Annotated in this window: 25 protein-coding genes; 8 read left to right on the top strand and 17 right to left on the bottom strand. The window is 64.0% G+C overall.

The window, feature by feature from the left end:
- Positions 1 to 2 precede the first annotated feature (2 nt).
- A complete protein-coding gene (locus RR51_RS05100) occupies positions 3 to 878 on the top strand; it encodes a TIGR02285 family protein (RefSeq protein WP_039612792.1) in 876 nt (291 codons plus the stop codon).
- A 231-nt stretch (positions 879 to 1,109) separates the two neighbouring features.
- Here RR51_RS05100 and RR51_RS05095 read toward each other — a convergent pair whose 3' ends face one another.
- The 12 genes from RR51_RS05095 to ffh form a co-directional block, all read right to left on the bottom strand.
- Positions 1,110 to 1,391 (bottom strand): DUF3509 domain-containing protein, encoded by a 282-nt coding sequence (locus tag RR51_RS05095; RefSeq protein ID WP_015269143.1) that lies wholly within the window; start codon positions 1,389 to 1,391, stop codon positions 1,110 to 1,112.
- Positions 1,392 to 1,470: 79 nt separating this feature from the next.
- A complete protein-coding gene (locus tag RR51_RS05090) occupies positions 1,471 to 1,890 on the bottom strand; it encodes a response regulator (protein ID WP_039612791.1) in 420 nt (139 codons plus the stop codon).
- Between the two features lie 219 nt (positions 1,891 to 2,109).
- On the bottom strand, positions 2,110 to 3,519 hold the full coding sequence (thrC, locus tag RR51_RS05085) for a threonine synthase (protein WP_039612790.1): 1,410 nt from the start codon (positions 3,517 to 3,519) through the stop codon (positions 2,110 to 2,112).
- Positions 3,520 to 3,577: 58 nt separating this feature from the next.
- A complete protein-coding gene (locus tag RR51_RS05080; protein WP_003259434.1) occupies positions 3,578 to 4,882 on the bottom strand; it encodes a homoserine dehydrogenase in 1,305 nt (434 codons plus the stop codon).
- A gap of 83 nt (positions 4,883 to 4,965) precedes the next feature.
- Positions 4,966 to 5,709 carry a DsbC family protein gene (locus RR51_RS05075; protein WP_003259432.1) on the bottom strand — a complete coding sequence of 248 codons (744 nt, stop codon included), beginning with the start codon at positions 5,707 to 5,709 and terminating at the stop codon, positions 4,966 to 4,968.
- A gap of 153 nt (positions 5,710 to 5,862) precedes the next feature.
- A complete protein-coding gene (gene xerD, locus RR51_RS05070; protein WP_013971192.1) occupies positions 5,863 to 6,759 on the bottom strand; it encodes a site-specific tyrosine recombinase XerD in 897 nt (298 codons plus the stop codon).
- Between the two features lie 170 nt (positions 6,760 to 6,929).
- Positions 6,930 to 7,337 carry an acyl-CoA thioesterase gene (locus RR51_RS05065; protein WP_023660491.1) on the bottom strand — a complete coding sequence of 136 codons (408 nt, stop codon included), beginning with the start codon at positions 7,335 to 7,337 and terminating at the stop codon, positions 6,930 to 6,932.
- Positions 7,338 to 7,430: 93 nt separating this feature from the next.
- A complete protein-coding gene (rplS, locus tag RR51_RS05060; RefSeq protein ID WP_003252148.1) occupies positions 7,431 to 7,781 on the bottom strand; it encodes a 50S ribosomal protein L19 in 351 nt (116 codons plus the stop codon).
- A 42-nt stretch (positions 7,782 to 7,823) separates the two neighbouring features.
- Complete coding sequence (gene trmD, locus RR51_RS05055; protein ID WP_003252146.1) at positions 7,824 to 8,576, bottom strand: tRNA (guanosine(37)-N1)-methyltransferase TrmD; 753 nt, start codon at positions 8,574 to 8,576, stop codon at positions 7,824 to 7,826.
- Positions 8,577 to 8,579: 3 nt separating this feature from the next.
- Positions 8,580 to 9,116, bottom strand: coding sequence for a ribosome maturation factor RimM (gene rimM, locus RR51_RS05050; RefSeq protein WP_013971190.1), 537 nt, complete (start codon positions 9,114 to 9,116; stop codon positions 8,580 to 8,582).
- Positions 9,117 to 9,121: 5 nt separating this feature from the next.
- Entirely contained in the window at positions 9,122 to 9,373 is a 252-nt protein-coding gene (gene rpsP / locus RR51_RS05045; protein WP_003259424.1) for a 30S ribosomal protein S16, read from the bottom strand.
- 259 nt (positions 9,374 to 9,632) lie between these two features.
- On the bottom strand, positions 9,633 to 11,009 hold the full coding sequence (gene ffh / locus RR51_RS05040; RefSeq protein ID WP_013971189.1) for a signal recognition particle protein: 1,377 nt from the start codon (positions 11,007 to 11,009) through the stop codon (positions 9,633 to 9,635).
- A 324-nt stretch (positions 11,010 to 11,333) separates the two neighbouring features.
- On the opposite strand from ffh, the gene RR51_RS05035 reads away from it, so the two are divergent.
- From RR51_RS05035 to RR51_RS05025, 3 genes are all read left to right on the top strand, one after another.
- Entirely contained in the window at positions 11,334 to 12,143 is an 810-nt protein-coding gene (locus RR51_RS05035) for a cytochrome C assembly family protein (RefSeq protein WP_015269139.1), read from the top strand.
- A gap of 9 nt (positions 12,144 to 12,152) precedes the next feature.
- The gene (locus RR51_RS05030) at positions 12,153 to 13,358 is read left to right on the top strand and encodes a transporter associated domain-containing protein (RefSeq protein WP_039612789.1); all 1,206 of its coding nucleotides are present in this window, start codon (positions 12,153 to 12,155) and stop codon (positions 13,356 to 13,358) included.
- A gap of 275 nt (positions 13,359 to 13,633) precedes the next feature.
- Positions 13,634 to 14,935 carry an MFS transporter gene (locus tag RR51_RS05025; RefSeq protein WP_039612788.1) on the top strand — a complete coding sequence of 434 codons (1,302 nt, stop codon included), beginning with the start codon at positions 13,634 to 13,636 and terminating at the stop codon, positions 14,933 to 14,935.
- Between the two features lie 114 nt (positions 14,936 to 15,049).
- Here the strand turns inward: RR51_RS05025 and purT are convergent, their stop codons facing one another.
- From purT to RR51_RS05000, 5 genes are all read right to left on the bottom strand, one after another.
- Positions 15,050 to 16,231, bottom strand: coding sequence for a formate-dependent phosphoribosylglycinamide formyltransferase (gene purT, locus RR51_RS05020; RefSeq protein WP_013971185.1), 1,182 nt, complete (start codon positions 16,229 to 16,231; stop codon positions 15,050 to 15,052).
- Between the two features lie 76 nt (positions 16,232 to 16,307).
- Complete coding sequence (locus RR51_RS05015; protein WP_039612787.1) at positions 16,308 to 16,775, bottom strand: VUT family protein; 468 nt, start codon at positions 16,773 to 16,775, stop codon at positions 16,308 to 16,310.
- Positions 16,776 to 16,986: 211 nt separating this feature from the next.
- Positions 16,987 to 17,181 carry a DUF1289 domain-containing protein gene (locus RR51_RS05010; RefSeq protein ID WP_039612786.1) on the bottom strand — a complete coding sequence of 65 codons (195 nt, stop codon included), beginning with the start codon at positions 17,179 to 17,181 and terminating at the stop codon, positions 16,987 to 16,989.
- Positions 17,174 to 17,698, bottom strand: a complete 525-nt coding sequence (locus RR51_RS05005; RefSeq protein ID WP_015269134.1) for a gamma carbonic anhydrase family protein — start codon at positions 17,696 to 17,698, stop codon at positions 17,174 to 17,176. The genes RR51_RS05010 and RR51_RS05005 overlap by 8 nt, the downstream gene beginning before the upstream one ends.
- A 44-nt stretch (positions 17,699 to 17,742) precedes the next feature.
- Positions 17,743 to 18,342, bottom strand: coding sequence for a CoA pyrophosphatase (locus tag RR51_RS05000; protein ID WP_003252125.1), 600 nt, complete (start codon positions 18,340 to 18,342; stop codon positions 17,743 to 17,745).
- Positions 18,343 to 18,466: 124 nt separating this feature from the next.
- On the opposite strand from RR51_RS05000, the gene RR51_RS04995 reads away from it, so the two are divergent.
- The 4 genes from RR51_RS04995 to RR51_RS04980 all read left to right on the top strand — a co-directional run bounded on the left by RR51_RS04995 (position 18,467) and on the right by RR51_RS04980 (position 25,989).
- On the top strand, positions 18,467 to 19,018 hold the full coding sequence (locus tag RR51_RS04995; RefSeq protein ID WP_039612785.1) for an NUDIX hydrolase: 552 nt from the start codon (positions 18,467 to 18,469) through the stop codon (positions 19,016 to 19,018).
- A 22-nt stretch (positions 19,019 to 19,040) separates the two neighbouring features.
- The gene (locus RR51_RS04990) at positions 19,041 to 19,595 is read left to right on the top strand and encodes a L,D-transpeptidase family protein (RefSeq protein ID WP_013971179.1); all 555 of its coding nucleotides are present in this window, start codon (positions 19,041 to 19,043) and stop codon (positions 19,593 to 19,595) included.
- Positions 19,596 to 19,755: 160 nt separating this feature from the next.
- Entirely contained in the window at positions 19,756 to 21,438 is a 1,683-nt protein-coding gene (locus tag RR51_RS04985; RefSeq protein ID WP_039612784.1) for a ShlB/FhaC/HecB family hemolysin secretion/activation protein, read from the top strand.
- A 27-nt stretch (positions 21,439 to 21,465) separates the two neighbouring features.
- Positions 21,466 to 25,989, top strand: a complete 4,524-nt coding sequence (locus tag RR51_RS04980; protein WP_039612783.1) for a hemagglutinin repeat-containing protein — start codon at positions 21,466 to 21,468, stop codon at positions 25,987 to 25,989.
- The last annotated feature ends 57 nt before the right edge of the window (positions 25,990 to 26,046 follow it).

Below are 26,046 nucleotides of genomic sequence, written 5' to 3'. Positions count from 1 at the left end.
CCATGCGCGCTGCCCGTTGCCTACGCCACCTGGCCCTGCTGTGCGGGCTGCTGCCCGCATTGCTGTTGCAGCCTGCCAGCGCCAAGGAGCGCCTCTTCTGGCTGGTGCGCGACCTGCCGCCGTTCACCATTCTGGAAGGGCCGGAAAAAGGCCAAGGGGTGATCGACCAGTTGCTGCCCCTGCTGTTCAGGCAGATGCCTGAGTACGACCACAGCATCCTGCGGGTCAACCGCGCCCGCGGCATCCAGATGCTGCAGGACCCGAATAGCTTCACCTGCGACCCGACCCTGCTGTGGACGCCGGAGCGCGCCGAATATGTGAGGTTTTCCGTGCCTTCCCTGGGCGTGCTCAGTGGCGGCCTGGTGCTGCGCAAGGACAGCGAGGCGCTGGTGGCGCCTTACCTAGACGGCCAGGAGGTAGACCTGCTCAACCTGCTGAGCAAGACCCCGCTGAAGCTGGGTGTTGTCGCCGAGCGCAGCTATGGCACACAGATCGACGCCATCCTGGGCCAGTTGCCCGATACCGCGTTCAGCCGCCACTACGGCAACGACGCCACCGCCAACCTGCTGCAGATGCAACAGCTCGGGCGCCTGCGCATGGTGCTCGGCTACTGGCCCGAGGTGCGCTACCTGGTCGACCTGCAAGGCGGGGCGCTGGCTGACTACCAGTTTCACCCTGTGAAGGGGGTAAACCGCTACCAGTTTCTGCATGTGGGCTGTTCAAACAGCGAGCTGGGGCGTGAAGCCATTGCGCACATCGACCAGCTGCTGCCTGCCCTGCGTCGGGATGTGTTGCCGGGGTTGTATGCACGCTGGCTGGACCCGGCGTTGCAGGAAGACTACCTGGAAGAGAGCAAGCGCTTCTTCGAAGACCACTGATTGCCTGCACCGGCCCTATCGCCGGCAAGCCAGCTCCCACCTCGACCGCATCAACCTCAAGCCATGTGCAGCATCTGTGGGAGCTGGCGCAGACAACCCAAAAAGAAACCCCGGGCGCTGGGGAAACACGCCCGGGGCCAAGCGAAAGCCCTTGGGGGCTTCCCGTGACAGCCTTGCCAGCGCCGGAGCAAAGCACTGGCCCGGCTGCCCCTACAGTGTCTGATAAACCACTCAGGCAAAGGTTCCATGGGGTTGCTGGCGCTGCTGCAATGCCGCGATCACACAGGGCTGCAAACGCCCTTCGGCGATCTGCAGGTCACGGTGAAGGCCATCCACCAGGTCGACCAACAGGCGTTGTTCCTGCAACTGGCGTTCGCTCACCGTGCGCCGCAAGGTGATGCCGGCGAGGCGGTCATGAACGGTCAGTTGGCGATTACCCTGGGCATCGGCGACGCCGAGGTGGGTCTGATAGGGGGTCAGGGCTTCGTTGAGCAGTCTGCAGATTCTTTCCATCCGGATCACTCGCTGCGTGGTGGGATATAGAGGAACTGACCAACAGACGCAGCGGAAAGTTCGTTACACCGCGGCTGCTTCAGTGAGCATGCGGGGCGGACGTGACAGTTTGAATACGCCGCCACGGGCGCACCTGCAGTGCCTGCAGAGCGCGCTGCAGGCATGGCATCGACAGCGGCCAGGACAGTTCGGCGAGCACCCACAGGCCCCGGTTTCTGGCCTCTTGGGCAAGGTTGCGGCGTTTGGGGGTAGCCTGGCCGACGAACAGCAAAGCACGAGTTCGGTGCTGCTGTTCGAGCAAGGCAAGGCCGGCCCGGGTTGGCATGGCGTGGTCAAGGATCAGCAGATCGGGGCGGTGATCGGCGTTCAGGCAGGCGTCGAGGTCTGCACTGGTTTCGCTGATGCGCACATGGAACATGCCCTGAGCGTTGAGGGCCTGGTGCAGGAGGATCTGATGGGATGGGCGAGCCTGGTGGATCAACACGTAGGGCTGGTGCATGAGCCGCTCCTGATGGGAGGACCGGCTAATTTAGGCGTTGCGCTGGGCGGCCTGAATAGGATGTTTCTGATGGAGCAGTGGGAAGATTCGGATAATTAGGGCTGCTCCGCAGCCCATCGCCGGCAAGCCAGCTCCCACAGGGATTGCACATGACCTTGGGTCTATGCGGTCGGGGTGGGAGCTGGCTTGCCGGCTATGGGCCGCAGTGCGGCTCGATGCTTACAAAGGCTTGCCGCGGTTACCATGCTGGCTGACAAAGCCCTGCACGGCCTTCAGGTCATTGGCCAGCACCGTGCAACGCTCTTCACGGCTGAACAGGTCGCTGAGGTGCGCCGGCAGCTCCAGCGCCTTGCCAACACCAGCCTTCTCCACCGCTTCCGGGAACTTGACCGGGTGCGCGGTGCCCAGCACCACCATCGGCGTGTCCAGGCTGCGGCGGCACTCGCGGGCGGCCTTGACGCCGATAGCGGTGTGCGGGTCGAGCACTTCGCCGGTAGCAGCGAACACTTCGGCGATGGTTTCGCAGGTCTGCTCGTCGCTCACTGCCAGCGAGTCGAACAGCTTGCGCGCTTCGGTCCAGCGGTCTTGCTCGACGCTGAAGCCGCCACCTTGCTTGAAGTTGGCCATCAGCTCGGCAATGGCGCCGCCGTTGCGGCCGTGCAGGTCGAACAGCAGGCGCTCGAAGTTGGACGAGACCATGATGTCCATCGACGGCGACAGGGTCGCGTGCAGGGTTTCCTTGACGTACTGGTTGCCGCTCATGAAGCGGTGCAGGATGTCGTTGCGGTTGGTGGCGACGATCAGCTGGCTGACCGGCAGGCCCATGTTACGTGCCAGGTAGCCGGCGAAGATGTCGCCGAAGTTGCCGGTCGGCACCGAGAACGCCACGGAACGCGCCGGGCCACCCAGCTGCAGGGCAGCGTGGAAGTAGTAGACGATCTGGGCCATGATCCGCGCCCAGTTGATCGAGTTGACCGCAACCAGGCGGGTGCCCTTGAGGAACGACTGGTCGGCGAAGCTGGCCTTGACCATTTCCTGGCAGTCGTCGAAGTTGCCTTCGATGGCGATGTTGTGGATGTTGTCGCCGAAGATGGTGGTCATCTGCCGGCGCTGCACTTCCGACACGCGCTGGTGCGGGTGCAGGATGAAGATGTCGACGTTGTCGCAACGGCGGCAGCCTTCGATGGCAGCGGAACCGGTGTCACCGCTGGTGGCGCCGATGATCACCACGCGCTCGTTGCGCTTGGCCAGCACGTGGTCCAGCAGGCGGCCGAGCAGTTGCAGGGCGAAGTCCTTGAACGCCAGGGTCGGGCCGTGGAACAGCTCCAGCACCCACTCGTTGCTGTTCAACTGACGCAGCGGGGCAACCGCAGCGTGGGCGAACTCGCCGTAGGTTTCCTCGAGGATCTTCTTGAAGTCGGCGTCGGCGATGCAGCCTTCGACGAACGGGCGCATCACCCGGAAAGCAAGTTCGTGGTACGGCAGGCCAGCCCACGAGGCGATTTCTTCCTGGGTGAAGCGTGGCAGGTTTTCCGGGACGTACAGGCCGCCGTCGCTGGCCAGGCCAGCCAGCAGGACGTCTTCGAAATTGAGGGCCGGAGCCTGGCCGCGGGTACTGATATAGCGCATGGGTGCAAACCTTCGATACTGGGGCCGGGGCCGCGCTGGCGGCCCCACGGCACTATTGTTAGTTGAGCTGCTCGACGCGAATGCGCACGACCTTGCCGATGACGTCCTGCAGGGCTTCCAGGGCGACGATGGCGTCGTTGATGCGCTGCTCGACCACGCGATGGGTCAGCAGGATCATCGGCACCAGGCCGTCCTGTTCCTCGGCTTCCTTCTGCATGATCGACTCGATGTTGATGCCACGCTCCGAGAGGATGCTGGCCACCTGGGCCAGTACGCCAGGGTGATCCTTGGCCTGGATGCGCAGGTAGTAGGCACTTTCGCAGGCTTCGATCGGCAGGATCGGGTGGGCCGACAGCGAATCCGGCTGGAAGGCCAGGTGCGGCACGCGGTTTTCCGGGTCGGAGGTCATGGCACGGACCACATCCACCAGATCGCCGACTACCGACGAAGCGGTAGGCTCCATGCCGGCACCGGCGCCGTAGTACAGGGTGGAGCCAGCGGCGTCGCCGTTGACCATGACGGCGTTCATCACGCCGTTGACGTTGGCGATCAGGCGGTCGGCCGGGATCAGCGTCGGGTGTACGCGAAGCTCGATACCTTCGGCAGTGCGGCGGGCCACACCCAGGTGCTTGATGCGGTAGCCCAGGGCCTCGGCATAGTTCACGTCAGCAGTGGTCAGCTGGGTGATGCCTTCGGTGTAGGCCTTGTCGAATTGCAGCGGGATGCCGAAAGCGATCGAGGCCAGGATGGTCAACTTGTGCGCGGCATCGATACCTTCAACGTCGAAGGTCGGGTCGGCTTCGGCGTAACCCAGCGCCTGGGCTTCGGCCAGCACGTCCGGGAAGGCGCGGCCCTTCTCACGCATTTCGGTGAGGATGAAGTTGCCGGTGCCGTTGATGATGCCGGCCAGCCAGTTGATGTGGTTGGCCGACAGGCCTTCGCGGATGGCCTTGATCACCGGGATGCCACCGGCCACGGCCGCTTCGAAGGCAACGATCACGCCCTTCTCGCGGGCCTTGGCGAAGATTTCGTTGCCGTGCACGGCAATCAGCGCCTTGTTGGCGGTGACCACGTGCTTGCCGTTCTCGATGGCCTTGAGCACCAGTTCGCGGGCCACGGTGTAGCCACCGATCAGCTCGATGACAATGTCGATCTCCGGGTTGCTCGCAACTTCGAACACATCAGCGGTAATGGGGGTACCGGTAATCTGGCAGTTCGGGTTCTGCGAGCGCATGGCAATCTGTGCCACTTCAATACCGCGCCCGGCACGGCGGGCGATCTCCTCGGCGTTGCGCTGAAGTACATTGAAGGTTCCGCCACCGACGGTCCCCAACCCACAGATGCCTACTTTGACCGGTTTCACTGTGAACTCCCCATTGAACGGCCGGCACCTATGCCGACCGTGAAACATGCCGTCACCCCATGACGACGGCGTACTAAATTGGATTACTTGGCCAGTGCCAGCTTGGCGACCTGCGGTGCCGGCTGGTAGCCCGGAATGACCTGGCCGCTTTCAAGGACGATCGCCGGCGTGCCATTGACGCCGATCGACTGGCCCAGCTGGAACTGCTTGCTGACCGGGTTGGCGCACTTGGCGGCCTTGATTTCCTCACCCTCGACCATCTTGTCCATCGCCGCACGGCGGTCGCTGGAACACCAGACGGCCTGCAACTGCTGGTCACCCGACGAACCGAGGCCCTGGCGCGGGAAGGCGACATAGCGCACTTCGATACCGCGGCGGTTGAGCTCGGGCACCTCGGCGTGCAGCTTGTGGCAGTACGGGCAGGTGGTGTCGGTGAACACGGTGATGTGCGACTTGGTCTCGCCTTTGGCAGGATAAACCACCATCTCGGCGGCTGGAATGCCGTTGATGAGCTTGGCAATGCCCAGGCGCTCGGTCTTCTCGGTGAGGTTGACCGGCTTGCCGTCCTGGATCTGGAACAGGTAGCCCTGCATCACGAACTGGCCGTCGCCGCTGGCATACAGCACGCGTCCGCCCTGCAGCTTGACTTCATAGAGGCCGCTGACCGGGCTGCTGGCCACGCTTTCGACGGGCACTTCCAGCTCGAGGTTCTGCAATGACTTACGGATGGCCTGCTCGGCAGCAGCATTGCTATCGGTTGCCGCGGCAGCGGCAAAGGTACTGGCCAGCGCCAACGCGGCGGCGGCGAAAAACTGGGTCACGCGCATGGGAACTCCTGAAGGCGGACAGGGGCCGGAGGGCGCCACCTGCGGAAAATACGCGGTGACCGTGCGGCCCTTGGTGCAAACCGCTCAAGCCTACCACATCACACCGCCGGTGAAGGGCCTTGCAAGGACCGGTCGGCGGAACATGAAAAACATTCATCCACGCGGGTGGTGCTGGGCATGCAATTGCTGCAGGCGGGCCTTGGCGACATGGGTGTAGATCTGCGTGGTCGAAAGGTCACTGTGGCCCAGCAGCATCTGCACCACGCGCAGGTCGGCACCATGGTTGAGCAGATGAGTAGCGAAGGCATGGCGCAGGGTATGCGGCGACAGCGGTTTGTCGATACCGGCGACCCGGGCATGGTGCTTGATGCGATGCCAGAAGGTCTGGCGGGTCATCTGCTCGCCACGCTGGCTGGGGAACAAAACGTCGCTGGGGCGGCCATTGAGCAGTTCGGCGCGGCCATCGCGCAGGTAGCGCTGCAACCAAAGCACCGCCTCTTCGCCCATGGGCACCAGGCGCTCCTTGCTGCCCTTGCCCATCACCCGTAGCACGCCCTGGCGCAGGTTGACCTGGTCGAGGGCCAGGCTGACCAGTTCGGTGACCCGCAGGCCGCAGGCGTAGAGAACTTCGAGCATGGCGCGGTCACGCTGGCCAATGGCTTCGCCCAGGTCCGGGGCCTGCAGCAAGGCTTCGACGTCGGCTTCGGACAACGACTTGGGCAGCGGCTTGCCCAGTTGCGGCATGTCGACTTGCAGGGTCGGGTCGATGGCCACCAGTTTTTCCCGCAGCAGGTAGCGGAAGAAACCGCGCAGGCCGGACAGGAAGCGTGCCGTGGAGCGCGGCTTGTAGCCTTGGTCGAGGCGCCAGGCCAGGTGGTCGATAATCAGGTCGCGGCCGGCGTCGGGCAAGCTGACGCCGTGTTCCTGCAGCCAACCGTTGAACAGGGCCAGGTCGCTGCGGTAGGACATACGAGTGTTGTCGGACAGGCCCTTTTCAAGCCACAGGGCGTCGAGGAACTGGTCGATCAGGGGGTGGTCTAGGGCGGGCATTCGGGGCTGCTGGGTGTTGGAGGTGGCTTAGTGTTTCACAGCAGCATAATTGTTGTCTGTACCGGCCTCTTCGCGGCTAAAGCCGCTCCCACAGAGATATCACCGCCCTTGAGGTATGTGCGATCCCTGTGGGAGCGGCTTTAGCCGCGAAAGGGCCAGTGCAGGAGAACTCAGGCCTGGGGCAAAACCGGCACCGGCCGCTTGTCCTCGTCGATGGCGACGAAGCTGAACACCCCGTGAATCGCTCGCTCGCGCCCATCCAGGTACATATTCTCGACGAACACATCCACCTGCACCTGCAAACTGGTATTACCCACCTTGATGACCGTCCCCACCAACTCGACGATCGAGCCCGCCGGGATCGGGTGCTTGAAGTCGATGCGGTCAGTGGACACGGTCACCAGTGGCAGGCGGCAGAAGCGCGTGGCAGCAATGAACGACACTTCGTCCATCCAGGCCAGGGCGGTGCCGCCGAACAGGGTGTTGTGGTGGTTGGTGGTGTTGGGGAACACCGCCTTGGTCACGCGGGTCACCGACAGCTCGGTGCGGCGCAGGATTTCCTGGTCTCGGGTAGTCATGGCAATCACATCTTCGGGGGTCAAAACGCAAAAAAGCAGCCCGAAGGCTGCTTTTTTCTCGCTAGGCGGCCTCGGCCACCGGGCAAACTGCACTCAGGACAGTTTTTCCTTGATGCGAGCGGCTTTGCCGGACAGGTCGCGCAGGTAGTACAGCTTGGCTTTACGCACGTCACCACGACGTTTCACGGCCAGGCTGTCGATTTGCGGGCTGTAGGTCTGGAAGGTACGCTCTACGCCAACGCCGCTGGAGATCTTGCGCACGGTGAAGGCGCTGTTCAGACCGCGGTTACGCTTGGCGATAACGACGCCTTCGAACGCCTGCAGACGGGAACGCTCACCTTCCTTCACTTTAACCTGAACGACAACGGTGTCGCCTGGTGCGAAGGTCGGGATTTCCTTGCTCATCTGCTCGGCTTCGAGCTGCTGGATGATCTTGTTGGTCATGCTGTGCTCCTAAGATGGATACGTGATCCACCATCGATACGTTTAACTATCGTCCCGCTCGCGGAGATATTCCTCGAGCAGCTTCTTCTCTTCTCCAGAAAGCGAGCGACTTTCCAGAAGATCGGCGCGTCGTTCGAAGGTCCTACCAAGGGACTGCTTCATTCTCCAACGCCGGATGTGTGCATGGTTGCCACTTAGCAACACGTCGGGAACACGCTGATCCGCATACACCTCAGGCCGGGTGTAGTGCGGGCAATCGAGCAGACCGTCGGTGAAGGAATCTTCTTCCGCCGAGTCCACATGCCCTAAAGCTCCGGGCAGCAGCCGTGTAACCGCATCGATCAGTACCATGGCCGGCAGCTCGCCACCGGAAAGCACATAGTCGCCAATCGACCACTCCTCATCGACATGAGCCTCGATAAAGCGCTCGTCGATGCCTTCATAACGACCGGCGATCAGGATCAACGATTCCTGTTCGGCCAGGCCTTTGACCGCCTGCTGAGTCAGCTTGCGGCCTTGTGGCGAAAGGTAGATCACCTTCGCCGCTGCTCCGGTCGCTTGCCTGGCGCTAACCAGGGCGTCTTCCAGAGGCTTGATTTTCATCACCATGCCCGGACCACCGCCAAACGGCCGATCATCCACCGTGTGGTGACGATCTGTGGTGTAGTCCCGCGGGTTCCAGCAAGTCACCTGAAGCAACCCCTGTTTCACCGCGCGGCTGGTAATGCCGTACTCCGTGATGGCCGAGAACATCTCGGGGAACAACGTGATGACGTCTACGCGAAGGTTACCCATCGTTTAGAAGTCCGCGTCCCATTCAACCCGCATCACGCCTGCTTCCAGGTCGACGTCGAGCACGCACTGCGCCGTATAGGGCAACAGACGCTCGCGATCATCCAGGCTGCCTGCGCAGGGCTTGACCACCATTACATCGTTCGCACCGGTCTCCAACAGGTGATCGACCTTGCCGAACAGTTGTTCGTCCTGGTTGATGACCTTCAGGCCGACCAACTGGTACCAGTAGTACTCGTCAGCAGCCAGGTTGGGCAAAAGGCTCCGCGGAATGCAGATTTCGTAACCGCTCAGAAGACGGGCTTCATCGCGATCATCGAGGCCTTTCAGCTTCACGACCAGGCCCTTCTGGGAGCCACGACCGTTGACCAGCTCGACCTGCTTTACCTTGCCTTCGTGCCGAAGCGTCCAGCGCGGATAATCCAACAGGTTTTCAATCGGATCGGTAAAGGAATACACCTTCACCTCGCCGCGAACGCCGTGAACCGAAAAAATCTTGCCAACGACGATGAGGTCGTCAGCCTTTTCTGGCGTCGCGTTCATACTTCTCAGGCAGCAGCCTTGGCAGCGTCCTTCAGCAGCTGAGCAACGCGCTCAGACGGCTGTGCACCCTGGCTCAGCCAGTAGTTGACGCGCTCTTGGTTGACCGACAGCTTGACTTCGGCGCCAGCAGCGATCGGGTTGAAGAAACCTACGCGCTCAACGAAACGGCCGTCACGGGCGTTACGCGAGTTGGTCACGGTCAGGTGGTAGAATGGGCGCTTTTTCGAGCCGCCACGGGCCAGACGAATGGTTACCATGTGAACATCGTTCCTATAGTCGGTGCTGCAGTTGATACAGCAGCTGGTACTGCAAATCTGAATGCCAAATAGGCACACGGGTGCCCAAAAGGCCGCATATTCTCGGGGAATACACGGACATTTGCAAATGACTTTTTCGGCAAGGCCCTGCCCTGCCGTCCAGATCTGCCGGTTGAGCCGCGAAATCCGCGGCCATTGCCCCGCCACGGCGGGGGTTCTGGGCGCCTGCCGGACAAACGGCAGGCCCCCGGAATAGGGGTTACAGCTTCGGCATGCCGCCGCCCGGCAGCATCCCGCCAAGGCCGCGCATCATCTTGGCCATGCCGCCCTTGGCGGAGAATTTCTTCATCATCTTCTGCATTTGCTTGTGCTGCTTGATCAGGCGGCCGACGTCCTGCACCTGGGTGCCGGAACCGATGGCGATGCGGCGCTTGCGCGAGCCGCTGATCAGCTCCGGATCACGGCGCTCGGCCGGGGTCATGGAGTTGATGATCGCTTCCATCTGCTTGAACTGCTTCTCGGCGGCGCCCTGGGCGTTGCCCATCTGCGACAGGTTGACCCCGCCGATGCTCGGCAGCTTGTCCATCAGGCCGCCGAGGCCGCCCATGTTCTTCATCTGCTGCAGCTGGTCACGGAAGTCTTCGAGGTCGAAGCCCTTGCCCTTCTTCAGCTTCTTGGCCAGCTTGTCGGCCTTGGCCTTGTCGATGTTCTGCTCGGCCTGTTCGATCAGGCTGAGCACGTCACCCATGCCGAGGATGCGCGAGGCGACGCGGTCGGGGTGGAACGGTTCGAGGGCTTCGGTCTTCTCGCCCATACCGATGAACTTGATCGGCTTGCCGGTGATGGCACGCACCGACAGCGCGGCACCACCACGGGCGTCACCGTCGACCTTGGTCAGCACCACGCCGGTCAGCGGCAGCGCCTCGCCAAAGGCCTTGGCGGTGTTGGCCGCGTCCTGGCCGGTCATGGCGTCGACCACGAACAGGGTCTCGATCGGCTTGACCGCGGCATGCAACGCCTTGATCTCGTCCATCATGTCGGCGTCGATGTGCAGACGGCCGGCGGTATCGACGATGACCACGTCGATGAACTTCAGCTTGGCTTCGCGGATGGCCGCTTCAGCGATGGCCACCGGCTTCTGGCTGATGTCGGACGGGAAGAAGGTGACGCCGATGTCGTTGGCCAGGGTTTCCAGCTGCTTGATCGCCGCCGGGCGGTAGACGTCGGCGGACACCACCATCACGCTCTTTTTCTTGCGCTCCTTGAGGAAGCGCGCCAGCTTGCCGGCGGTGGTGGTCTTACCGGCACCCTGCAGGCCGGCCATCAGCACCACGGCTGGCGGAGCGGCGTTCAGTGCGAGGTCTTCGTTGGCCGCGCCCATCAGGCTTTCCAGCTCGGCCTGGACGATCTTCACGAACGCCTGGCCCGGGGTCAGGCTGCGCGACACCTCGGTGCCGACTGCACGATCCTTGACGCTGTTGACGAAATCCTTGACCACCGGCAGGGCAACGTCGGCCTCGAGCAGGGCCATGCGCACTTCGCGCAGCGTGTCCTTGATGTTGTCTTCGGTCAGCTTGGCCTTGCCGGTGACATGGCGCAGCGTCTGTGACAGGCGGTCGGTCAGGTTTTCGAACATGGTGATCCTTTCAGGCCCAGTAAAAGCCGAGGTTTGTCAGGCGCCCAGGGGGGAATGCATACCCGCCGGGCACAGCAAGGCGGCGATTATAGCGAAGTGCAGCGGCGGCGCACACCTTGCTGGCGGCCTGGTAGATATTCGGTGGCTGTGCCGGCCTCTTCGCGGGTGAACCCGCTCCCACAGGGCCTGCACCACATTCGAAACCGGCGCCGTACCTGTGGGAGCGGGTTCACCCGCGAATGCCGCACCGCAGTCTGCCAGTCTTCCTAGACCAGCGCGATCTATGCCAAACTCCGTCTCTTTAAGGCTCGCCAACCAGGACTTATGTTCTCCTCACCCAGCCTCATCCCCAACCTGATCGCCGCCGGCCTATATATAGCAGCGGCCATCTACCAGGGCTCTTACCTTGCCCAGAACCGCAAGGCCGACAAGCGCCTGCTTGCCCTGCTGGGTACCTTCGCGGTACTCGCCCAGGCCGGTGCGCTGTTCTTCCAGCTGATCACCCCGCTGGGCCTGAGCCTGGACTTCTTCAGTGCCGCCAGCCTGATCGCCGTGGCCGTCATCGCCCTGACCCTGCTGGCCTGCTTGCGCATACCCGTGGAAAACCTGCTGGTGCTGCTGTTCCCGCTGGGCGCGGTGACCGCGCTGCTGGCCCAGTTCGCGCCCCCCGGCACGGTGCCGCTGGTCAACGAAGAGCCGGGTATCCTCGCGCATATCCTGCTGTCGATCCTGGCCTATGGGCTGTTCACCATTGCGGTGTTCCAGGCCCTGCTGTTGCTGCTGCAAGACCGCCAACTGAAGAACAAGCACCCGTCCGGGCTGATCCGCAACTTCCCGCCGCTGCAAACCATGGAAAGCCTGCTGTTCGGCTTCCTCTGGGCTGGCTGGTGCCTGCTGTCGCTGTCGCTGATCTCCGGCTGGCTGTTCCTCGACAACCTGTTCGCCCAGCACCTGGTACACAAGACCCTGCTGGCCTGTATCGCCTGGGTGGTGTTCAGCGTGCTGCTGTGGGGCCGCACCCGCCTGGGCTGGCGTGGCCACAAGGCCATCCGCTGGACGCTGGCCGGTTTCTGCCTGCTGATGCTGGCCTATTTCGGCAGCAAGCTGGTTCGCGAATTCATCCTGCATATCTGACGGCCGCCCATGGATACCCTGCCGTACGCACCGCTATTCGGCACCCTGGCACTGGCCCTGTTGTGGTCGGCGCTGTTCACCGCGGTGGACGCCGCCCGCCTGCAACTCAATGGCACGCTGCGCACCGGCGAGGACGGCCAGCCCGTGCTGCCGGCCCAGGCCCTGGTGCTGTGCGCCAGCCTGGGCAAGCTGCTGGTGCTGGGCCTGGCCTGCCTGCTCGGCCAGCGCCATAACGGCGAGCACGGCTTCTGGCTGGCCGGGTTGGCCGCCACCCTCGTCCTGCTGGTGTTTGCCGAATACCTGCCGCGGCGCCTGGCCCGGCGCAACCCGCAGGCGTTCGTCAGCCTCGGCACCAGCCTGCTGAAAGTACCCCTCGCCCTGCTGCAACCGCTAGCCTGCCTGCTGGATGGCATTGCCAAGCTGATCCTGCGTCCGTTCCGCGTGCAACCCACGGCCGTGGCCCTGCACCCGCAGGAAGCCGACGAATTCGACGAGGATGAGGAACACGAAGCACCGCGCCACGGCCTGCTCGACGGCCTGCAGTCACTGGACAAGATGACCGTCAACGACATCCTGGTACCGCGCAACGAAGTGGACGGCATCAGCCTAGACGAGCCGATCGAGCGCATCATCGAGCAACTGATCGTCAGCCGCCACACCCGTCTGCCGGTGTACCACAGCGACATCAACCAGGTTGAAGCAATCCTCAATACCAAGCTGATCAGCCACCTGCTGCCCAAGGCCGAGCTGACCTTGGAGATGCTGCTCGGCGCCTGCTACGAACCCTATTTCGTGCCCGAGAGCACGCCCCTGCAAATGCAGCTGCTGAACTTCCACAAGCAGCAGCGCCGCCTGGGCGTGGTGGTGGACGAGTACGGCGAAGTGCTGGGCATCGTCACCCTGGAAGACATCCTCGAAGAGATCGTTGGCGAGTTCGAGGATGAACACAGCCTGGACAACCCCCACGTGCACCCGCAGCCCGATGGCACTTTCGTCATTGACGGCACCGCTTCGCTGCGTGAAATCAACCGCAGTCTGGGCTGGCACCTGCCCTGCGACGGCGGGCCGAAAACCCTCAACGGGCTGGTCACCGAAGCGCTGGAAAGTATCCCGGAAAGCGCCGTTTGCCTGAAGATCGGCCGCTATCGCCTGGAAATCCTCGAAACAGAGGACAATTGTGCCAGCAAGGTACTGGTGTGGACCGTGACCCGATAGCTATACTCGGGTCACGCTTACCCAGCCCCGCCGTCCCGCCTGCTACCCGCACCCGGCGCTCCACGGCCAGTCCGCTCCACTGACACGCCCCGCGGTCCTGCTTCAACACCCCGAACAGTGCCCGCCCCCGCCCCTATCCCCCTTGGGCTATCGTCAGTCGGGCGCACACAACAACAAAACGCTCCGGCGCCCGCGCCACCGTGCCTGCCCTTTTGCATTGCACGCCGCGGGGCTTATCCCAATGGAGCCGGACCAGACTGTCAGGGACCTATTCAATGACAACCAGCAGCACCTATGCCGAAGCGCCTGCCGCGCCGGTCAACTCGCCCGCGCGGGTAGCCACCGCCAGCTTCATCGGCACCGCCATCGAGTTCTACGATTTCTACGTCTACGCCACTGCCGCCGCCCTGGTGATCGGCCCGGTGTTCTTCCCGTCCGGGTCGGGCACCGCGCAGATGCTGGCGGCCTTTCTCACCTTCGGTATCGCCTTCCTGGCGCGCCCGCTGGGTTCGGCACTGTTCGGCCACTTTGGCGACCGTATCGGCCGCAAGTCGACCCTGGTCGCCTCGCTGCTGCTGATGGGCGTGTCCACCACGGCCATCGGTGTGCTGCCAGGATATGAAAGCATTGGTGTATGGGCGCCGATCATCCTCTGCCTGCTGCGCTTTGGCCAAGGCCTGGGGCTGGGTGGCGAATGGGGTGGCGCGGCCTTGCTGGCCACCGAGAACGCGCCCGAAGGCAAGCGAGCCTGGTTCGGCATGTTCCCGCAGCTGGGCCCGTCGATCGGCTTTTTGGCCGCCAACGGCCTGTTCCTGACCCTGGCCCTGGTGCTCAGCGACGAGCAGTTCCGCGAGTGGGGCTGGCGCATTCCGTTCCTGCTCAGCGCCGCGCTGGTACTGGTGGGCCTGTATGTGCGCCTGAAGCTGGAAGAAAGCCCGGTATTCGCCAAGGCTGTCGCCCGCCACGAGCGGGTGAAAATGCCGGTGGTCGACCTGTTTTCCAGATACTGGCTGCCGACCCTGCTGGGCGCAGCGGCGATGGTGGTGTGCTACGCGCTGTTCTACATCTCCACGGTGTTCTCGCTGAGCTATGGCGTGACCACGCTGGGCTACAGCCGCGAAACGTTCCTTGGCCTGCTGTGCTTCGCGGTGGTGTTCATGGCCCTGGCCACACCACTGTCGGCCTGGCTCAGCGACCGCTACGGGCGCAAACCGGTGCTGATCGTCGGCGGCCTGCTGGCAGTGGCCTCGGGCTTTACCATGGAGCCGCTGCTGACTTCGGGGTCGACCGCAGGTGTGGCGCTGTTCCTGGCCATCGAACTGTTCCTGATGGGCGTGACTTTTGCGCCGATGGGGGCACTGCTGCCTGAACTGTTCCCGACCCACGTGCGTTATACCGGCGCTTCGGCGGCCTATAACCTGGGCGGCATCGTCGGCGCATCGGCGGCACCGTTCTTTGCCCAGAAGCTGGTGAGCATGGGTGGGTTGAGCTGGGTGGGGGGTTATGTGTCGGTGGCGGCGGTGATCAGCTTGATTGCCGTGCTGTGCCTGAAAGAGACCCGCAATACGCAGCTGTAAGTAATTGGGGCCGCGTTGCGGCCCTTCGCGGGCACGCCCGCTCCCACAGGGGTAGCGCCGAAACCTGTGGGAGCGGGCGTGCCCGCGAAGGGCTGCAACGCAGCCCCAATCGGATCAGAACTCGACCTTGACCGCCTGCGAAGCACGGGTCGCCTTGGCACGCGCCGCTTCGACCGATTCGTCACGCGCCAGGCACACGCCCATGCGGCGGGTACCGTTGATTTCCGGCTTGCCGAACAGGCGAATGGCGGTATCCGGCTCGCTCAGCGCTGCACCCAGGTTGGCAAAGCTGGTCTGCTGCGACTGCCCCTCGGGCAAGATCACCGCCGAAGCAGAAGGGCCGAACTGGCGCACTACCGGAATCGGCAGGCCAAGAATGGCACGGGCATGCAGGGCAAACTGCGACAGGTCCTGGGAAATCAGGGTCACCAGGCCGGTGTCATGCGGGCGCGGCGAGACTTCGCTGAACCACACCTGGTCGCCCTTCACGAATAGTTCCACGCCAAACAGGCCACGACCACCCAGGGCATCGGTGACCGCCTTGGCCACCCGCTGCGACTCGGCCAGCGCCTTCGGGCTCATGGCCTGCGGCTGCCACGATTCCTGGTAGTCCCCTTTCTCCTGGCGGTGGCCGACTGGCTCGAGGAAGGTGGTGCCACCGACGTGGCGCACGGTCAGCAGGGTGATTTCGTATTCGAAGTCGATGAAGCCCTCGACGATGACCCGGCCTTTGCCGGCGCGGCCGCCTTCCTGGGCGTAGGCCCACGACTTCTGCAGGTCGGCATCGCTGCGCAGCAGGCTCTGGCCCTTGCCCGACGAGCTCATCACCGGCTTGACCACGCACGGGTAGCCGACATCGGCCACGGCCTTGGCGTAGTCTTCGTAGGTGTCGGCGAAGTGGTACGGCGAGGTTGGCAGGTCCAGCTCTTCGGCGGCCAGGCGGCGGATGCCTTCACGGTTCATGGTGAGCTGGGTGGCGCGGGCGGTCGGCACCACGTTGAAACCTTCGTTTTCCAGCTCGACCAAGGTGGCGGTGGCGATGGCTTCGATTTCAGGGACGATGTAGTGCGGCTTCTCGGCCTCGATCACCGCGCGCAGGGCCACGCCATCGAGCATGTTGACCACGTGGCTGCGGTGCGCCACCTGCATTGCCGGGGCATTGGCGTAGCGATCGACGGCGATCACTTCGACGCCCAAGCGCTGCAGCTCGATCACCACTTCCTTGCCCAGCTCGCCACAGCCGCAGAGCAGTACACGGGTCGCGGTGGGCGACAAAGGGGTTCCGATACGGGTCATTTCAGGTCCTCGAAGGCGTCCGGGGCCGCACCAGGCTTGGCGCCGCCCGCTGAAAAAGGACCGCTATTCTACACCATCAACCCGCCACGGCGGCCCGCCGGGCGCGAAATGCCATGGCCAGCCATACGGCGGTGACCCCGGCGAATTTCGAGGCCATGGCGGTGCCGATCACGGCTGGGGTCAGGGCACCGATCATGCCGAAGAAGATGAAGGTGTCCACCGGGATGCTCAGCGCCGAGCTCAGCCACAGGCGGTCGCGCAGCGGTCGGCGCGTGACGCTGAACACCAGCCAGTCGATCAGTTCGGAAATGAAGAAGGCGGTGGCGCTGGCCAGAGCGATGGCCGGTTCCGAGGTGACGTAGGACAGCACCAGCGCCGCCAGCATGGCGACCAGGGCGCCATGGCCGAAGCGGGTTTGCACCATGTCGCGCAGGATGAACACCAGGCCGCCCCAGGCGGACCAGATGATGTCCAGGTGCGGCGCGCTGGAGAAGGCGTAGTTGATCAGCACTACGCTGCTGATGTAGGCAATCAGATAGAACATGGCGGGTAGTCTGTGGGCAAGCCGCACAGATTACCGCTGGCTGGTTCGCGGGTAAACCCGCTCTCACAGGTACAGCATCAGGTTCGAGGGCTACGCGATGCCTGTGGGAGCGGGTTCACCCGCGAAGAATCCAACACGGTGGATGGCACCGGCTGCGCCGGTGTTCGCGGGTGAACCCGCTCCCACAGGGGGGGGGGGGGGCGAGTCAGCCTTACAGGATGAGGCCGGCCTTTACTGCCCTTTCATGGCAAAGTTTGAGCACCGCCCGGCGCTCGTCGTTGTCCATCCGCCCCCAGCGGCCGATCTCGGCCACGGTCCGCTGGCAACCTGTGCAGATATCCTGCTCGTCCAGCGCACAGATACTCACGCACGGCGAGGCCACCGGCCGCTCCACCACATCACTCATCGTCAACCACCAACTCCCGTGCATAACGCTGGGCATTGTGCACGTAATGCGCTGCACTGGCTTCGAGCATGCGTTTCTGCTGTTCGGTCAGCTCGCGCACCACCTTGCCCGGCGAACCCATCACCAGCGAACCGTCGGGGATCTCCTTGCCTTCTGCAATCAGCGCATTGGCGCCAATGATGCAATGCTTGCCGATGCGCGCGCCATTGAGGATGACCGCGTTGATACCAACCAGGCTGTAGTCGCCCACCGTGCAGCCATGCAGCATGGCGTTGTGGCCAACGGTCACGCCCTTGCCCAAGGTCAGCGGCGAGCCCATGTCGGTGTGCATCACCGTGCCATCCTGCACGTTGCTGCCCTCGCCAATGTCAATCAGCTCGTTGTCCCCGCGCAGCACCGCGCCAAACCACACGCTGGCATCGGCCTGCAGGCGCACCTTGCCGATCAGCGTGGCGTTGGGTGCGGCCCAACTGGTGGGGTGGCTCTCGACCCGCAGGTCGCCCAGGCGGTATTTCATGCTTGCTCCTCAGGCTGCAACGCAGACGACGGGGTTGGCCCCGCTCAGTTTTCGATGTAACGCTCCGGGGGCTGGTGCAGGCTGATGCCGGCATCGAACAGCAGGTTGACCAGTTCGACGATCATGATCGCCGACAACCCCCAGATCTTGTATTCGCCATAGCGATAGCTGGGCACATACCAGCTGCGCCCCTGGTAATCGATACGGTGGGTATGGTCGCGCGGGTCCTGGCGGAAGAATTCCAGCGGCACGGTGAATACTGCCGCGATCTCGGCATCATTGGCACGGTATTCGACAAAATCGGGGATGAGCCCGACGAATGGCGTCACTTTCAGGCCGTGCAGCGAAATCAGCGGGCTGAGCGGGCCGATCACTTCCACCAGGCCTGGTGGCAGGCCGATTTCTTCTTCGGCTTCACGTAGCGCGGTGAACACCAGGTCCGGGTCTTCCGGGTCGCGGCGGCCACCGGGAAAAGCCACTTCGCCGCCGTGGGTGGACAGGCCCTTGGCGCGCAGGGTCAGGACCAGCTCGGGCGCTTCGCTGCGGGTAATGGGCAAGAGGACCGCCGCTTCGGGGAACCGCCGGTCGGTTTCCAGTGATGCGGGTTGGTGGTTGCTCATTCGGCGAAGTAGCTCGTCCAGCATTGCGCACGCTCATATCCAAGGCCTGCCTTGCATGATGCACCAAAGGCGCGAAGCACCCAAGCCCCGTGCGCTTGCGACGGCACGGCCGGCGCGCCAAGATAGCCCGGAGCAAAAGGAACGACACATGAAATTCTGCAGCGCGTGCGGCCAGCCGGTCACTCAGCGGATCCCCGAGGGCGACAGCCGCCTGCGGTATGTCTGCGAGGTTTGCCAGACCATCCACTACCAGAACCCCAACATCGTCGCCGGCGTGTTGCCGACCTGGGGCAGCCAGGTGCTGCTGTGTCGGCGCGCCATCGAGCCACGCCGCGGCTTCTGGACCCTGCCCGCCGGTTTCATGGAAAACGGCGAAACCCTGGACCAGGCCGCCCGTCGCGAAACCGTCGAGGAGGCCTGCGCCCGGGTCGGCAGCATGAGCCTGTACCAGCTGTTCGACCTGCCACACATCAACCAGGTGCACGTGTTCTTCCGCGCCGAGCTTGCGGACCTTGATTTCGCTGTCGGTGTCGAAAGCCTGGAGGTGCGGCTGTTCGAGGAACATGAGATTCCGTGGGGCGAGCTGGCTTTCCGCACCGTCACTCGCACACTAGAATGCTACTATCGCGATCGCATCGGGCAGCACTACCCCATAGGCCATGAATACCTGCCGCCGATGAACGTCTCGCCCACCACCTAGAAGCCTTCAGGGATACCGTTACATGCGCTGGTTGCTTGCCCTTTTCTGCCTTTGCGTTACCTCGGTGTCCCAGGCGGCCTTCACCGAGACCATCATCCGCAAGCCCCAGCCGGCAGTGCAAACCCCGTCGCCTTCGCAGCAGGCCATGCAACCGCTGATCGACAAGGTGCTGGTGATCAAGTCCGAGCGCCGTCTGCAACTGATCAGCCGTGGCGAACCGCTGAAGACCTACCGCATCTCGCTGGGCAAGCAGCCAAAAGGCGCCAAGGAGCGCGAAGGCGACAAGAAAACCCCCGAGGGCCTTTACTGGCTGGACTGGCGCAAGCAAAGCGACCGTTTCAACCTGGCCATACACATCAACTACCCGAACATCAACGACGCGGCCCGTGCCACTCGTGAAGGGGTGAGTGCCGGCAGCATGATCATGATCCATGGCACGCCGATCAACGACGAGTATCCGGAGTGGTACTTCCACACCCTGGACTGGACGGATGGGTGTATTGCCATGCGTAACCGCGACATGCAGGAAGTGTGGGACCTGGTGCGGGATGGCACGTTGATCGAAATTCGGCCCTGATAGCGGGCCTTTCAACTGATGCTGTAGGAAGCTTCCCACCATCAGGCAAGAACGCGCCCTACAAGCGCTTAGGCCGGGTACTGCATCCAGGCGAACCCCTTAATTTTTAGCATCCACGCAGACGAGTACGAAATCCGTACATCATTTGCGGGGTGCTTCAATGCCGTTCCACATTCATCGCGCCACCTGCTGGGCGCTCACCTGCTGCCTGTCAGGTTTGCTGGCCGCACCACAGGCGTTGGCCGACGACCCGGCCAGCCAGCAACTGCGCGATCAGCAGCGCGGGCTGCGACAGCTGGAACAGCAACAGCGCCTGGAACGCTGGCAGCGCCAGCCCGCCCCTGCCGAAAGCCACGACGCCACCGCACCCCTCCCCCACGACCAGCGCTGCTGGGCCATCACCGGCGTACGCGTGGCCGGCAACCGCGAGCTTTCCGACTCGGCGCTAACGCCAACCCTCCGCAGGTTCATTACCCCGTGCATGGGCATCGCGGAAATCAACGGGCTGCTGAAAGCCATCACCCAGCGCTATGTGCAAGCCGGATACCCGACCAGCCGGCCCTACCTGCAGCAACCGCCACAAGACGGCGCACCGCTGAACCTGGTCATCGTCGAGGGGTTCGTCGAGTCCATCGAAATGGCCGGCCCCGAGTTGCCCCTGTCGCTCCCCGGCGCCTTTCCCGGCCTGCTCGGGCAGCCACTGTTCCTGCCAGCCCTGGAGCAAGGCCTCGACCAGCTCAACCGACTGCGCGCTTATGACCTGTCCGCAGAGTTGCTACCCGGCGAACTGCAGGGCGGCACCCGGGTTGTCGTGCAGCCGCGCAAGGTGGCCTCGCGCGGGCACCTGGACAGCCGCTTCGACAACCGCGGCAGCGACCTGACCGGGCGTCATCGCCTGAACTTAGGCTTCGGCCTGGACAGCCCGCTGGGCCTCAATGATGACCTGCGCCTGTCACTGAACGGTACGGTGCTCGATGCGCCCGGGCAAAGCCAAGGCATCTCGCTGTACTACAGCATCCCCTACGGCGCCTGGACCTTCGCGCTCAGCGCCAGCGAGCTGCGCTACGAGGCGCCGCTCCCCCACAGCCGCCAGGTAGCCGACGGCAGCAGCAGCTACCAGGGCCTGAGCGTCGAACGGGTGCTGTGGCGCAACCAGCAAGGCATGCTCAGCGCCAGCGCCCGGCTTGACCGCAAGCAAATGGTCAACCGCAGCGCGGGCGCGGTGATCGTCCAGCAGAGCCCCACCCTGGTCTGCGTGGAAGCGGGTATCAACCTGCTGTGGCTCCAGGGCGGCCTGTGGAATGGCTACCTCGGTGTCGCCCAGGGCATCGATGCCTTCGGCGCCGACCGCTCACCGCTGGGAGCGGAACGCCTGCGCCCGGATTTTCGCAAGTACCGCGCCAACCTGCTGCACCTGCGCCAGGGCCCGGCCAGCCACCCATGGCGCTGGCAGAGCGAACTGGCTCTGCAATACAGCAGTGACCCGCTACCCGCCGTCGAGCAGTTGCTGGCCAGCGACGATTCGGCCGTGCGCGGGTTTCGCCTGCGTACCTACTCCGGTGCCAGCAGCGCCGTCTGGCGCAACACCGTCAGCCAGCCGCTGCCGGGGGGCTGGGCCGCTCCCCTGCAAGTACGCCCCTACATCGGCCTGGACCTGGGCTGGACCCGCACTGCCGAAGGCAAGCCTTCACAACGCCTTGCCGGGGCCACCGCCGGTGCCGAACTGAGCCTGCCCGGCAGCCACCTGCGCCTGGGTTACCAACGCGCGCTGTACGCCAGCGACCTACCCCGCCCGCTGCTGGAACCCGGTTTCTGGGTAGTGGAACTGGCCCTGAACATCTGATTCACCCACAACAAAGAGAACGAGAACATGCAAACACTCTCGCAGTCGTCTTCCCGCCCAGATACCTTGCGCTGGGCCATCTTCCTCGCCCTGCTCGGGCCCGGCGCCGCACTGGCCCAGGGCGGCCTGACAGCAACCAGCGGCCCCGGCGGCACACCGGTCATCAACGACGGCCACGGCGTCCCGGTCATCGATATTGTCGCGCCAAACAGCAACGGGCTGTCGCACAACCAGTTCCTCGACTACAACGTCGACCGCTCCGGGGTGGTGCTGAACAATGCCACCCAGGCCGGGCAGTCGGAGCTGGCCGGTGCCCTGGCGGCCAACCCGCAATTCCAGGGCCAGGCCGCCTCGACCATCCTCAACGAGGTGGTCAGCCGCAACGCCTCGCTGATCGAAGGGCCGCAGGAAATCTTCGGGCGCCCGGCCGACTACATCCTGGCCAACCCCAATGGCATCACCCTCAACGGCGGCAGTTTCATCAACACCACGCGCGCCGGCTTCGTGGTGGGCACCCCCGAGTTCGACGGCCAGCAACTGAAGTTCCTCGACACGCTGAACGCCAGCGGTACCCTGCAAGTGCTCGAGGGCGGCCAGCGAAACCCCAACGGCGCCCTCGAGCTGATTGCCCCGCGCGTGGACAGCAAAGGGCTGCTGATGGCGCGCAACTCCATCGATATCACCGTGGGTCGCAACCGCATCGACAGCACCAGCGGCGAAATTGTCGAGCACCTGCCCGGCACCCCGTCCAGCATCGATGCCAGCCTGTTCGGCGCCATGCGCGCCGGGCGCATTCGTGTGGTGAGCACGGCAGAAGGTGCTGGTGTGCGTGTGGGGGCATCGCAGCTGCTTGGCATCGACGGGGTCGACATCCAGTCGGCCGGCGCCCTGCAGGTCAGCGGCAAGGCCGACAGCCCCGTCGAACTGCACAGCGAACAGGGCGATCTGCGGCTGACCGCTGCCGATGACCTGACACTCGAAACCGTCGATGGGCAGGCTCGGCGAATCGAGGCCAAGGCGGGCAAGAAGCTCAAGCTGGATGCCACAACCCGCGAGAACATCGAGCGCGACAGCGACAGCTGGAACAAGAAGTTCCTGTTCGTCACCCGGGAAACCTACAACCGCGAAACTACCACCACCCAGCAACAGCAACAGGGCAGCCGCTTGCAAGGCAAGGACAGCGTGCTGCTGCAATCCGCTGACGACATGCGCCTGGTGGCTGCCAAGGTGGATGCTGGCAATGAGCTGACCCTCGACAGCGGCGCCAACCTGGCCATCGCTGCCGGCATCGACAGCCAGCACACCGAAGAGCAGGTTCGCCACCGCAAGGACTTGTGGCGCGGTGACAGTGATACCGACCAGTACAAGGAAACCGCACAAGGCAGTGCGCTCCAGGCCCAGCGCATGACGCTCAAGGCCAAGAATACTGTCGCTGTGAAGGGGAGCAGCCTGCACAGCCGCGGCGACATGGCGATCGAAGCCAAGGAGGCAAACATCGCTACCACCGCCCTGCAGCAGCGCGGTACCCGGCGCGACTATCGCGGCGACCTGGTATCCGGCACCTTCTTTGGCGACCGCAAGGGTAACGACAGCGAAGGCCAGGCCGTTGCCGGCAGCAGTGTCACGGCGGATGGCAAGCTTACCGTGACAGCTGACCAGGTAGCCATCAAGGGCAGTACCGTGTTCGGCAAGGAGGACTCGGTGCTCTATAGCACAAAAGGTTCACTGGCCATCGAAGCCGACCATGGTCGAACCACCTCTACCGACCGTACCAGCGACAGCAAGCTGTTCGGCCTGATTGGCAGCGACCGCGAGAACACCGAGCGTACGCAACAGGTGCTTACCAGCGACGTCAGCTCGGCCACCAATCTGCGCCTGGCCAGCGCCGAGGAAATGCGCATCCAGGGCGCCAAGGTCGTAGCGGGCGAGCACCTGCAGGTAGAGGCCAAGGGCGACCTGCTGATTACCAGCGCGCAAGCGGTTGACGAGCGCGAAACCCGTAACCAGCAACGTGGTTTCACTGCCAGCGCCAAGCAGACCCAGGAGGCCGAGGATGGCAAGCCCGAGTCCCGCCAGTATTCGGCCGGCATTGCCTATGACGTCGCCACCACCAGCAGCAGGCAGCGCACCACCAGCCAGGTCGCCAGTGAGCTCGAGGGCGCCTCGGTTAGCCTTGGCAGCAGGGCTCACCTGCAAGTCAACGGTTCCACGGTGAAAGCCGCCGCAGGCGACCTCGATGTGCAGGCCCAAAAGGTGACGCTGGGAGCAACCCGCAATGACCGCGACAAAACCACCAGCACCACCCGCAGTGGCGGCGGTTTGACGGTGACCGGCGGCATCGACCGGCTGGGCAGCTTGTTCGAAGGCCATCACAACCGCCAGGTGCAGACTGAACGCGACAGCAAGGCGCAACGCAGCACATTGCAGGCCAGCGGCGACCTGAAGCTCAAAGGCGATGAACTGGTCACCGAGGCCGCACGCGTCAAGGCTGGCAACACTCTGCAGGTAACGGCCAAACGCATCGACAACCGCGCGGTGCAGGATACCGAGGAACGTGAACAAAGCCGTGACGACTGGTCGGGCAGCCTCGGCGCCAGTGTCGAGTATCGCGACCTTACCCGCCCCATCGAACGCCTGGTGCTGGGCGAAGAAGCCGCACGCTTCCAGCAAGCCTCCCCCGAAGACGCCATGGCGCCGCCCAGCGTTGGCGCCGACATGACCGTGGACCACCTCAAGCGCCTGGAAAACCAGCGCCGCGGCTTTGCCCAGGTGAGCGAGTTGTCCGGGGCCAAGGTTGAAGTCAAGGCCGACAACATCACCGACCAGGGCACCGCCTGGCGCGCCAACGCCGGCAAGCTGCAGATCGAGGCCCGACAACACCAGATGCAGGCGGCCGAGAACACCCAGGAAAATACCGTGCAACGCCTGGCCTACGGCGGCGATGTGCGCCTGGACACCAGCACCGGCGAAGACCTCAATGTACGCGCCGCCGGCAAAGGCGGCTCGCTGGACAAAAAGGACAGCACCAGCAGCGCCGTACCCGGCAGCCTGTATGGGCAACAGGGCATCCAGGTGCAACTGGGCAGCTCAGGGCATTATGAAGGGACGCGCATCGATGGCGGTGAAGGCAGCGTGGTCATGAGCAGTGCCGGTTCGCTGACATTGCCCCAGGCAACCGACCAGGTCGAACAGCAGTCACGCCAGCTCGACGGCAATGCCTGGGCCAAGGTCGGCAACCGCCCGGGCAGCACCGGCGTCGATGGCCGGGGCTACCTCGACCATGGCCAGAGCCAGAGCACACAGCGCAAGGCCCAGGTGGCGCAGATCGACGCCAAGGGCCAGGTACAACTGAGCAGTGGCGGCGACCTGTTGCTCGAAGGCACCCGCATTGGCAGCCGTGAGGCCAAGACCGGCGACATTCAACTGCAAAGCGGCGGTCGGCTGCAGGTCAAGGCGGCCAGCGATACCCAGAACGCTACCGGCGCCAAGATGGGCGGCGGCGTGGAGCTGGCGGTCAAGGCTGGCGACACCAAGGGCGGTGCCATCGGAGGCCACTTCAGCCACGGCAAGCAGGATGAAGAGGCACGCCAGGCGGTGAATGCCCTGTTCGCAAGCAACGGCACAGTGACCCTGGGCAGCAGCGCCCGCGAGAATGTCGCCCTGCACCTTGAGGGCCTGCAGGCTTCGGCCGAACAAATAACCCTCGACGCATCGAATGGCGGCATGCTGGTGGAAGCGTCATCCAGCCAGGAGCGACGTGACAATCTCGACATCACCGCCGGGGCCGGCTTCGACATGGCCAAGGGCGCGCTCGATACTCGCGGCCTGCATGGCCGCGTCAAAGTGGAGCTCGACAAGCGCAACAACCTCTCCTGGAATGCCAGCGACCTGCGCGCCGAGCGCATCGACTTGCAAAGCCGCGGCGATACCCGCCTCGAAGGCGCCACCGTGGAAGCTGGGCATATCAAGGGAATGATCGATGGCGACCTGCGTATCGCCAGCCGCAAGGACAGCGTCGATACCCTGAGCGTGAAAGGTGATGCCCGTCTGAGCCAGGAGAAAAACCCGCGGGGCTACGTCAACGCGGCCACTTCGGTGGCAGGGCCGCTGGGGAGCAAGGTGAATGAAAAAGCTGGCTCCGCCCTGAGCAAGGCAGACCCGGGGCTGTCGCCCACTTTCAGCCTCGACGTGTCGCACGCGCAGCGCGACAGCGTAGGCCAGCAGGCCACGCTCAAAGGTAGCGACGGCATCGACCTGCAGATTGGTGGCAACGCTCAGCTGGTGGGGGCACGCTTGCAGTCGGCCAAAGGCGATGTGGTACTCGACGCCAACTCGGTTAGCCGGGAAACACTGAGCGGTAACGACTATCGCCGGGATGTGTCGATCGATGCGTCCAACTCGCCAGTGGACCTGGGCACCGCGGTGGCCGAAATGGCCAAGGGCAAGGGTGCGGCGGATGGGGAAAATGCACTGGACCTGGGGTTGTTGAGGACCAGTGGGCACAATCGCAGTGAGCAGTGGGCTTCGAGTGTGCAGGGCAAGAAAAACTGAGGCAGGCGCCGCGCTGGAGGGCACGGGCTTCGCCCGTGTTCGCGGGTAAACCCGCTC

This window comes from Pseudomonas sp. C5pp, assembly GCF_000814065.1.
Classification (GTDB): domain Bacteria; phylum Pseudomonadota; class Gammaproteobacteria; order Pseudomonadales; family Pseudomonadaceae; genus Aquipseudomonas; species Aquipseudomonas asiatica.
Note: the sequence above shows the minus strand (reverse complement) of the source record. Positions and strands in the feature narration are given on the sequence as shown.

Bases quoted from the DNA above. Each gene is read 5' to 3' on its own strand.
- RR51_RS05100 (WP_039612792.1), top strand. From the start codon at position 3: ATGCGCGCTGCCCGTTGCCTACGCCACCTGGCCCTGCTGTGCGGGCTG.
- RR51_RS05095 (WP_015269143.1), bottom strand. From the start codon at position 1,391: ATGGAAAGAATCTGCAGACTGCTCAACGAAGCCCTGACCCCCTATCAG.
- RR51_RS05090 (WP_039612791.1), bottom strand. From the start codon at position 1,890: ATGCACCAGCCCTACGTGTTGATCCACCAGGCTCGCCCATCCCATCAG.
- thrC (WP_039612790.1), bottom strand. From the start codon at position 3,519: ATGCGCTATATCAGTACCCGCGGCCAGGCTCCGGCCCTCAATTTCGAA.
- RR51_RS05075 (WP_003259432.1), bottom strand. From the start codon at position 5,709: ATGCGCGTGACCCAGTTTTTCGCCGCCGCCGCGTTGGCGCTGGCCAGT.
- xerD (WP_013971192.1), bottom strand. From the start codon at position 6,759: ATGCCCGCCCTAGACCACCCCCTGATCGACCAGTTCCTCGACGCCCTG.
- RR51_RS05065 (WP_023660491.1), bottom strand. From the start codon at position 7,337: ATGACTACCCGAGACCAGGAAATCCTGCGCCGCACCGAGCTGTCGGTG.
- rplS (WP_003252148.1), bottom strand. From the start codon at position 7,781: ATGACCAACAAGATCATCCAGCAGCTCGAAGCCGAGCAGATGAGCAAG.
- trmD (WP_003252146.1), bottom strand. From the start codon at position 8,576: ATGGGTAACCTTCGCGTAGACGTCATCACGTTGTTCCCCGAGATGTTC.
- rimM (WP_013971190.1), bottom strand. From the start codon at position 9,116: ATGAACGCGACGCCAGAAAAGGCTGACGACCTCATCGTCGTTGGCAAG.
- rpsP (WP_003259424.1), bottom strand. From the start codon at position 9,373: ATGGTAACCATTCGTCTGGCCCGTGGCGGCTCGAAAAAGCGCCCATTC.
- ffh (WP_013971189.1), bottom strand. From the start codon at position 11,009: ATGTTCGAAAACCTGACCGACCGCCTGTCACAGACGCTGCGCCATGTC.
- RR51_RS05035 (WP_015269139.1), top strand. From the start codon at position 11,334: ATGTTCTCCTCACCCAGCCTCATCCCCAACCTGATCGCCGCCGGCCTA.
- RR51_RS05030 (WP_039612789.1), top strand. From the start codon at position 12,153: ATGGATACCCTGCCGTACGCACCGCTATTCGGCACCCTGGCACTGGCC.
- RR51_RS05025 (WP_039612788.1), top strand. From the start codon at position 13,634: ATGACAACCAGCAGCACCTATGCCGAAGCGCCTGCCGCGCCGGTCAAC.
- purT (WP_013971185.1), bottom strand. From the start codon at position 16,231: ATGACCCGTATCGGAACCCCTTTGTCGCCCACCGCGACCCGTGTACTG.
- RR51_RS05015 (WP_039612787.1), bottom strand. From the start codon at position 16,775: ATGTTCTATCTGATTGCCTACATCAGCAGCGTAGTGCTGATCAACTAC.
- RR51_RS05010 (WP_039612786.1), bottom strand. From the start codon at position 17,181: ATGAGTGATGTGGTGGAGCGGCCGGTGGCCTCGCCGTGCGTGAGTATC.
- RR51_RS05005 (WP_015269134.1), bottom strand. From the start codon at position 17,698: ATGAAATACCGCCTGGGCGACCTGCGGGTCGAGAGCCACCCCACCAGT.
- RR51_RS05000 (WP_003252125.1), bottom strand. From the start codon at position 18,342: ATGCTGGACGAGCTACTTCGCCGAATGAGCAACCACCAACCCGCATCA.
- RR51_RS04995 (WP_039612785.1), top strand. From the start codon at position 18,467: ATGAAATTCTGCAGCGCGTGCGGCCAGCCGGTCACTCAGCGGATCCCC.
- RR51_RS04990 (WP_013971179.1), top strand. From the start codon at position 19,041: ATGCGCTGGTTGCTTGCCCTTTTCTGCCTTTGCGTTACCTCGGTGTCC.
- RR51_RS04985 (WP_039612784.1), top strand. From the start codon at position 19,756: ATGCCGTTCCACATTCATCGCGCCACCTGCTGGGCGCTCACCTGCTGC.
- RR51_RS04980 (WP_039612783.1), top strand. From the start codon at position 21,466: ATGCAAACACTCTCGCAGTCGTCTTCCCGCCCAGATACCTTGCGCTGG.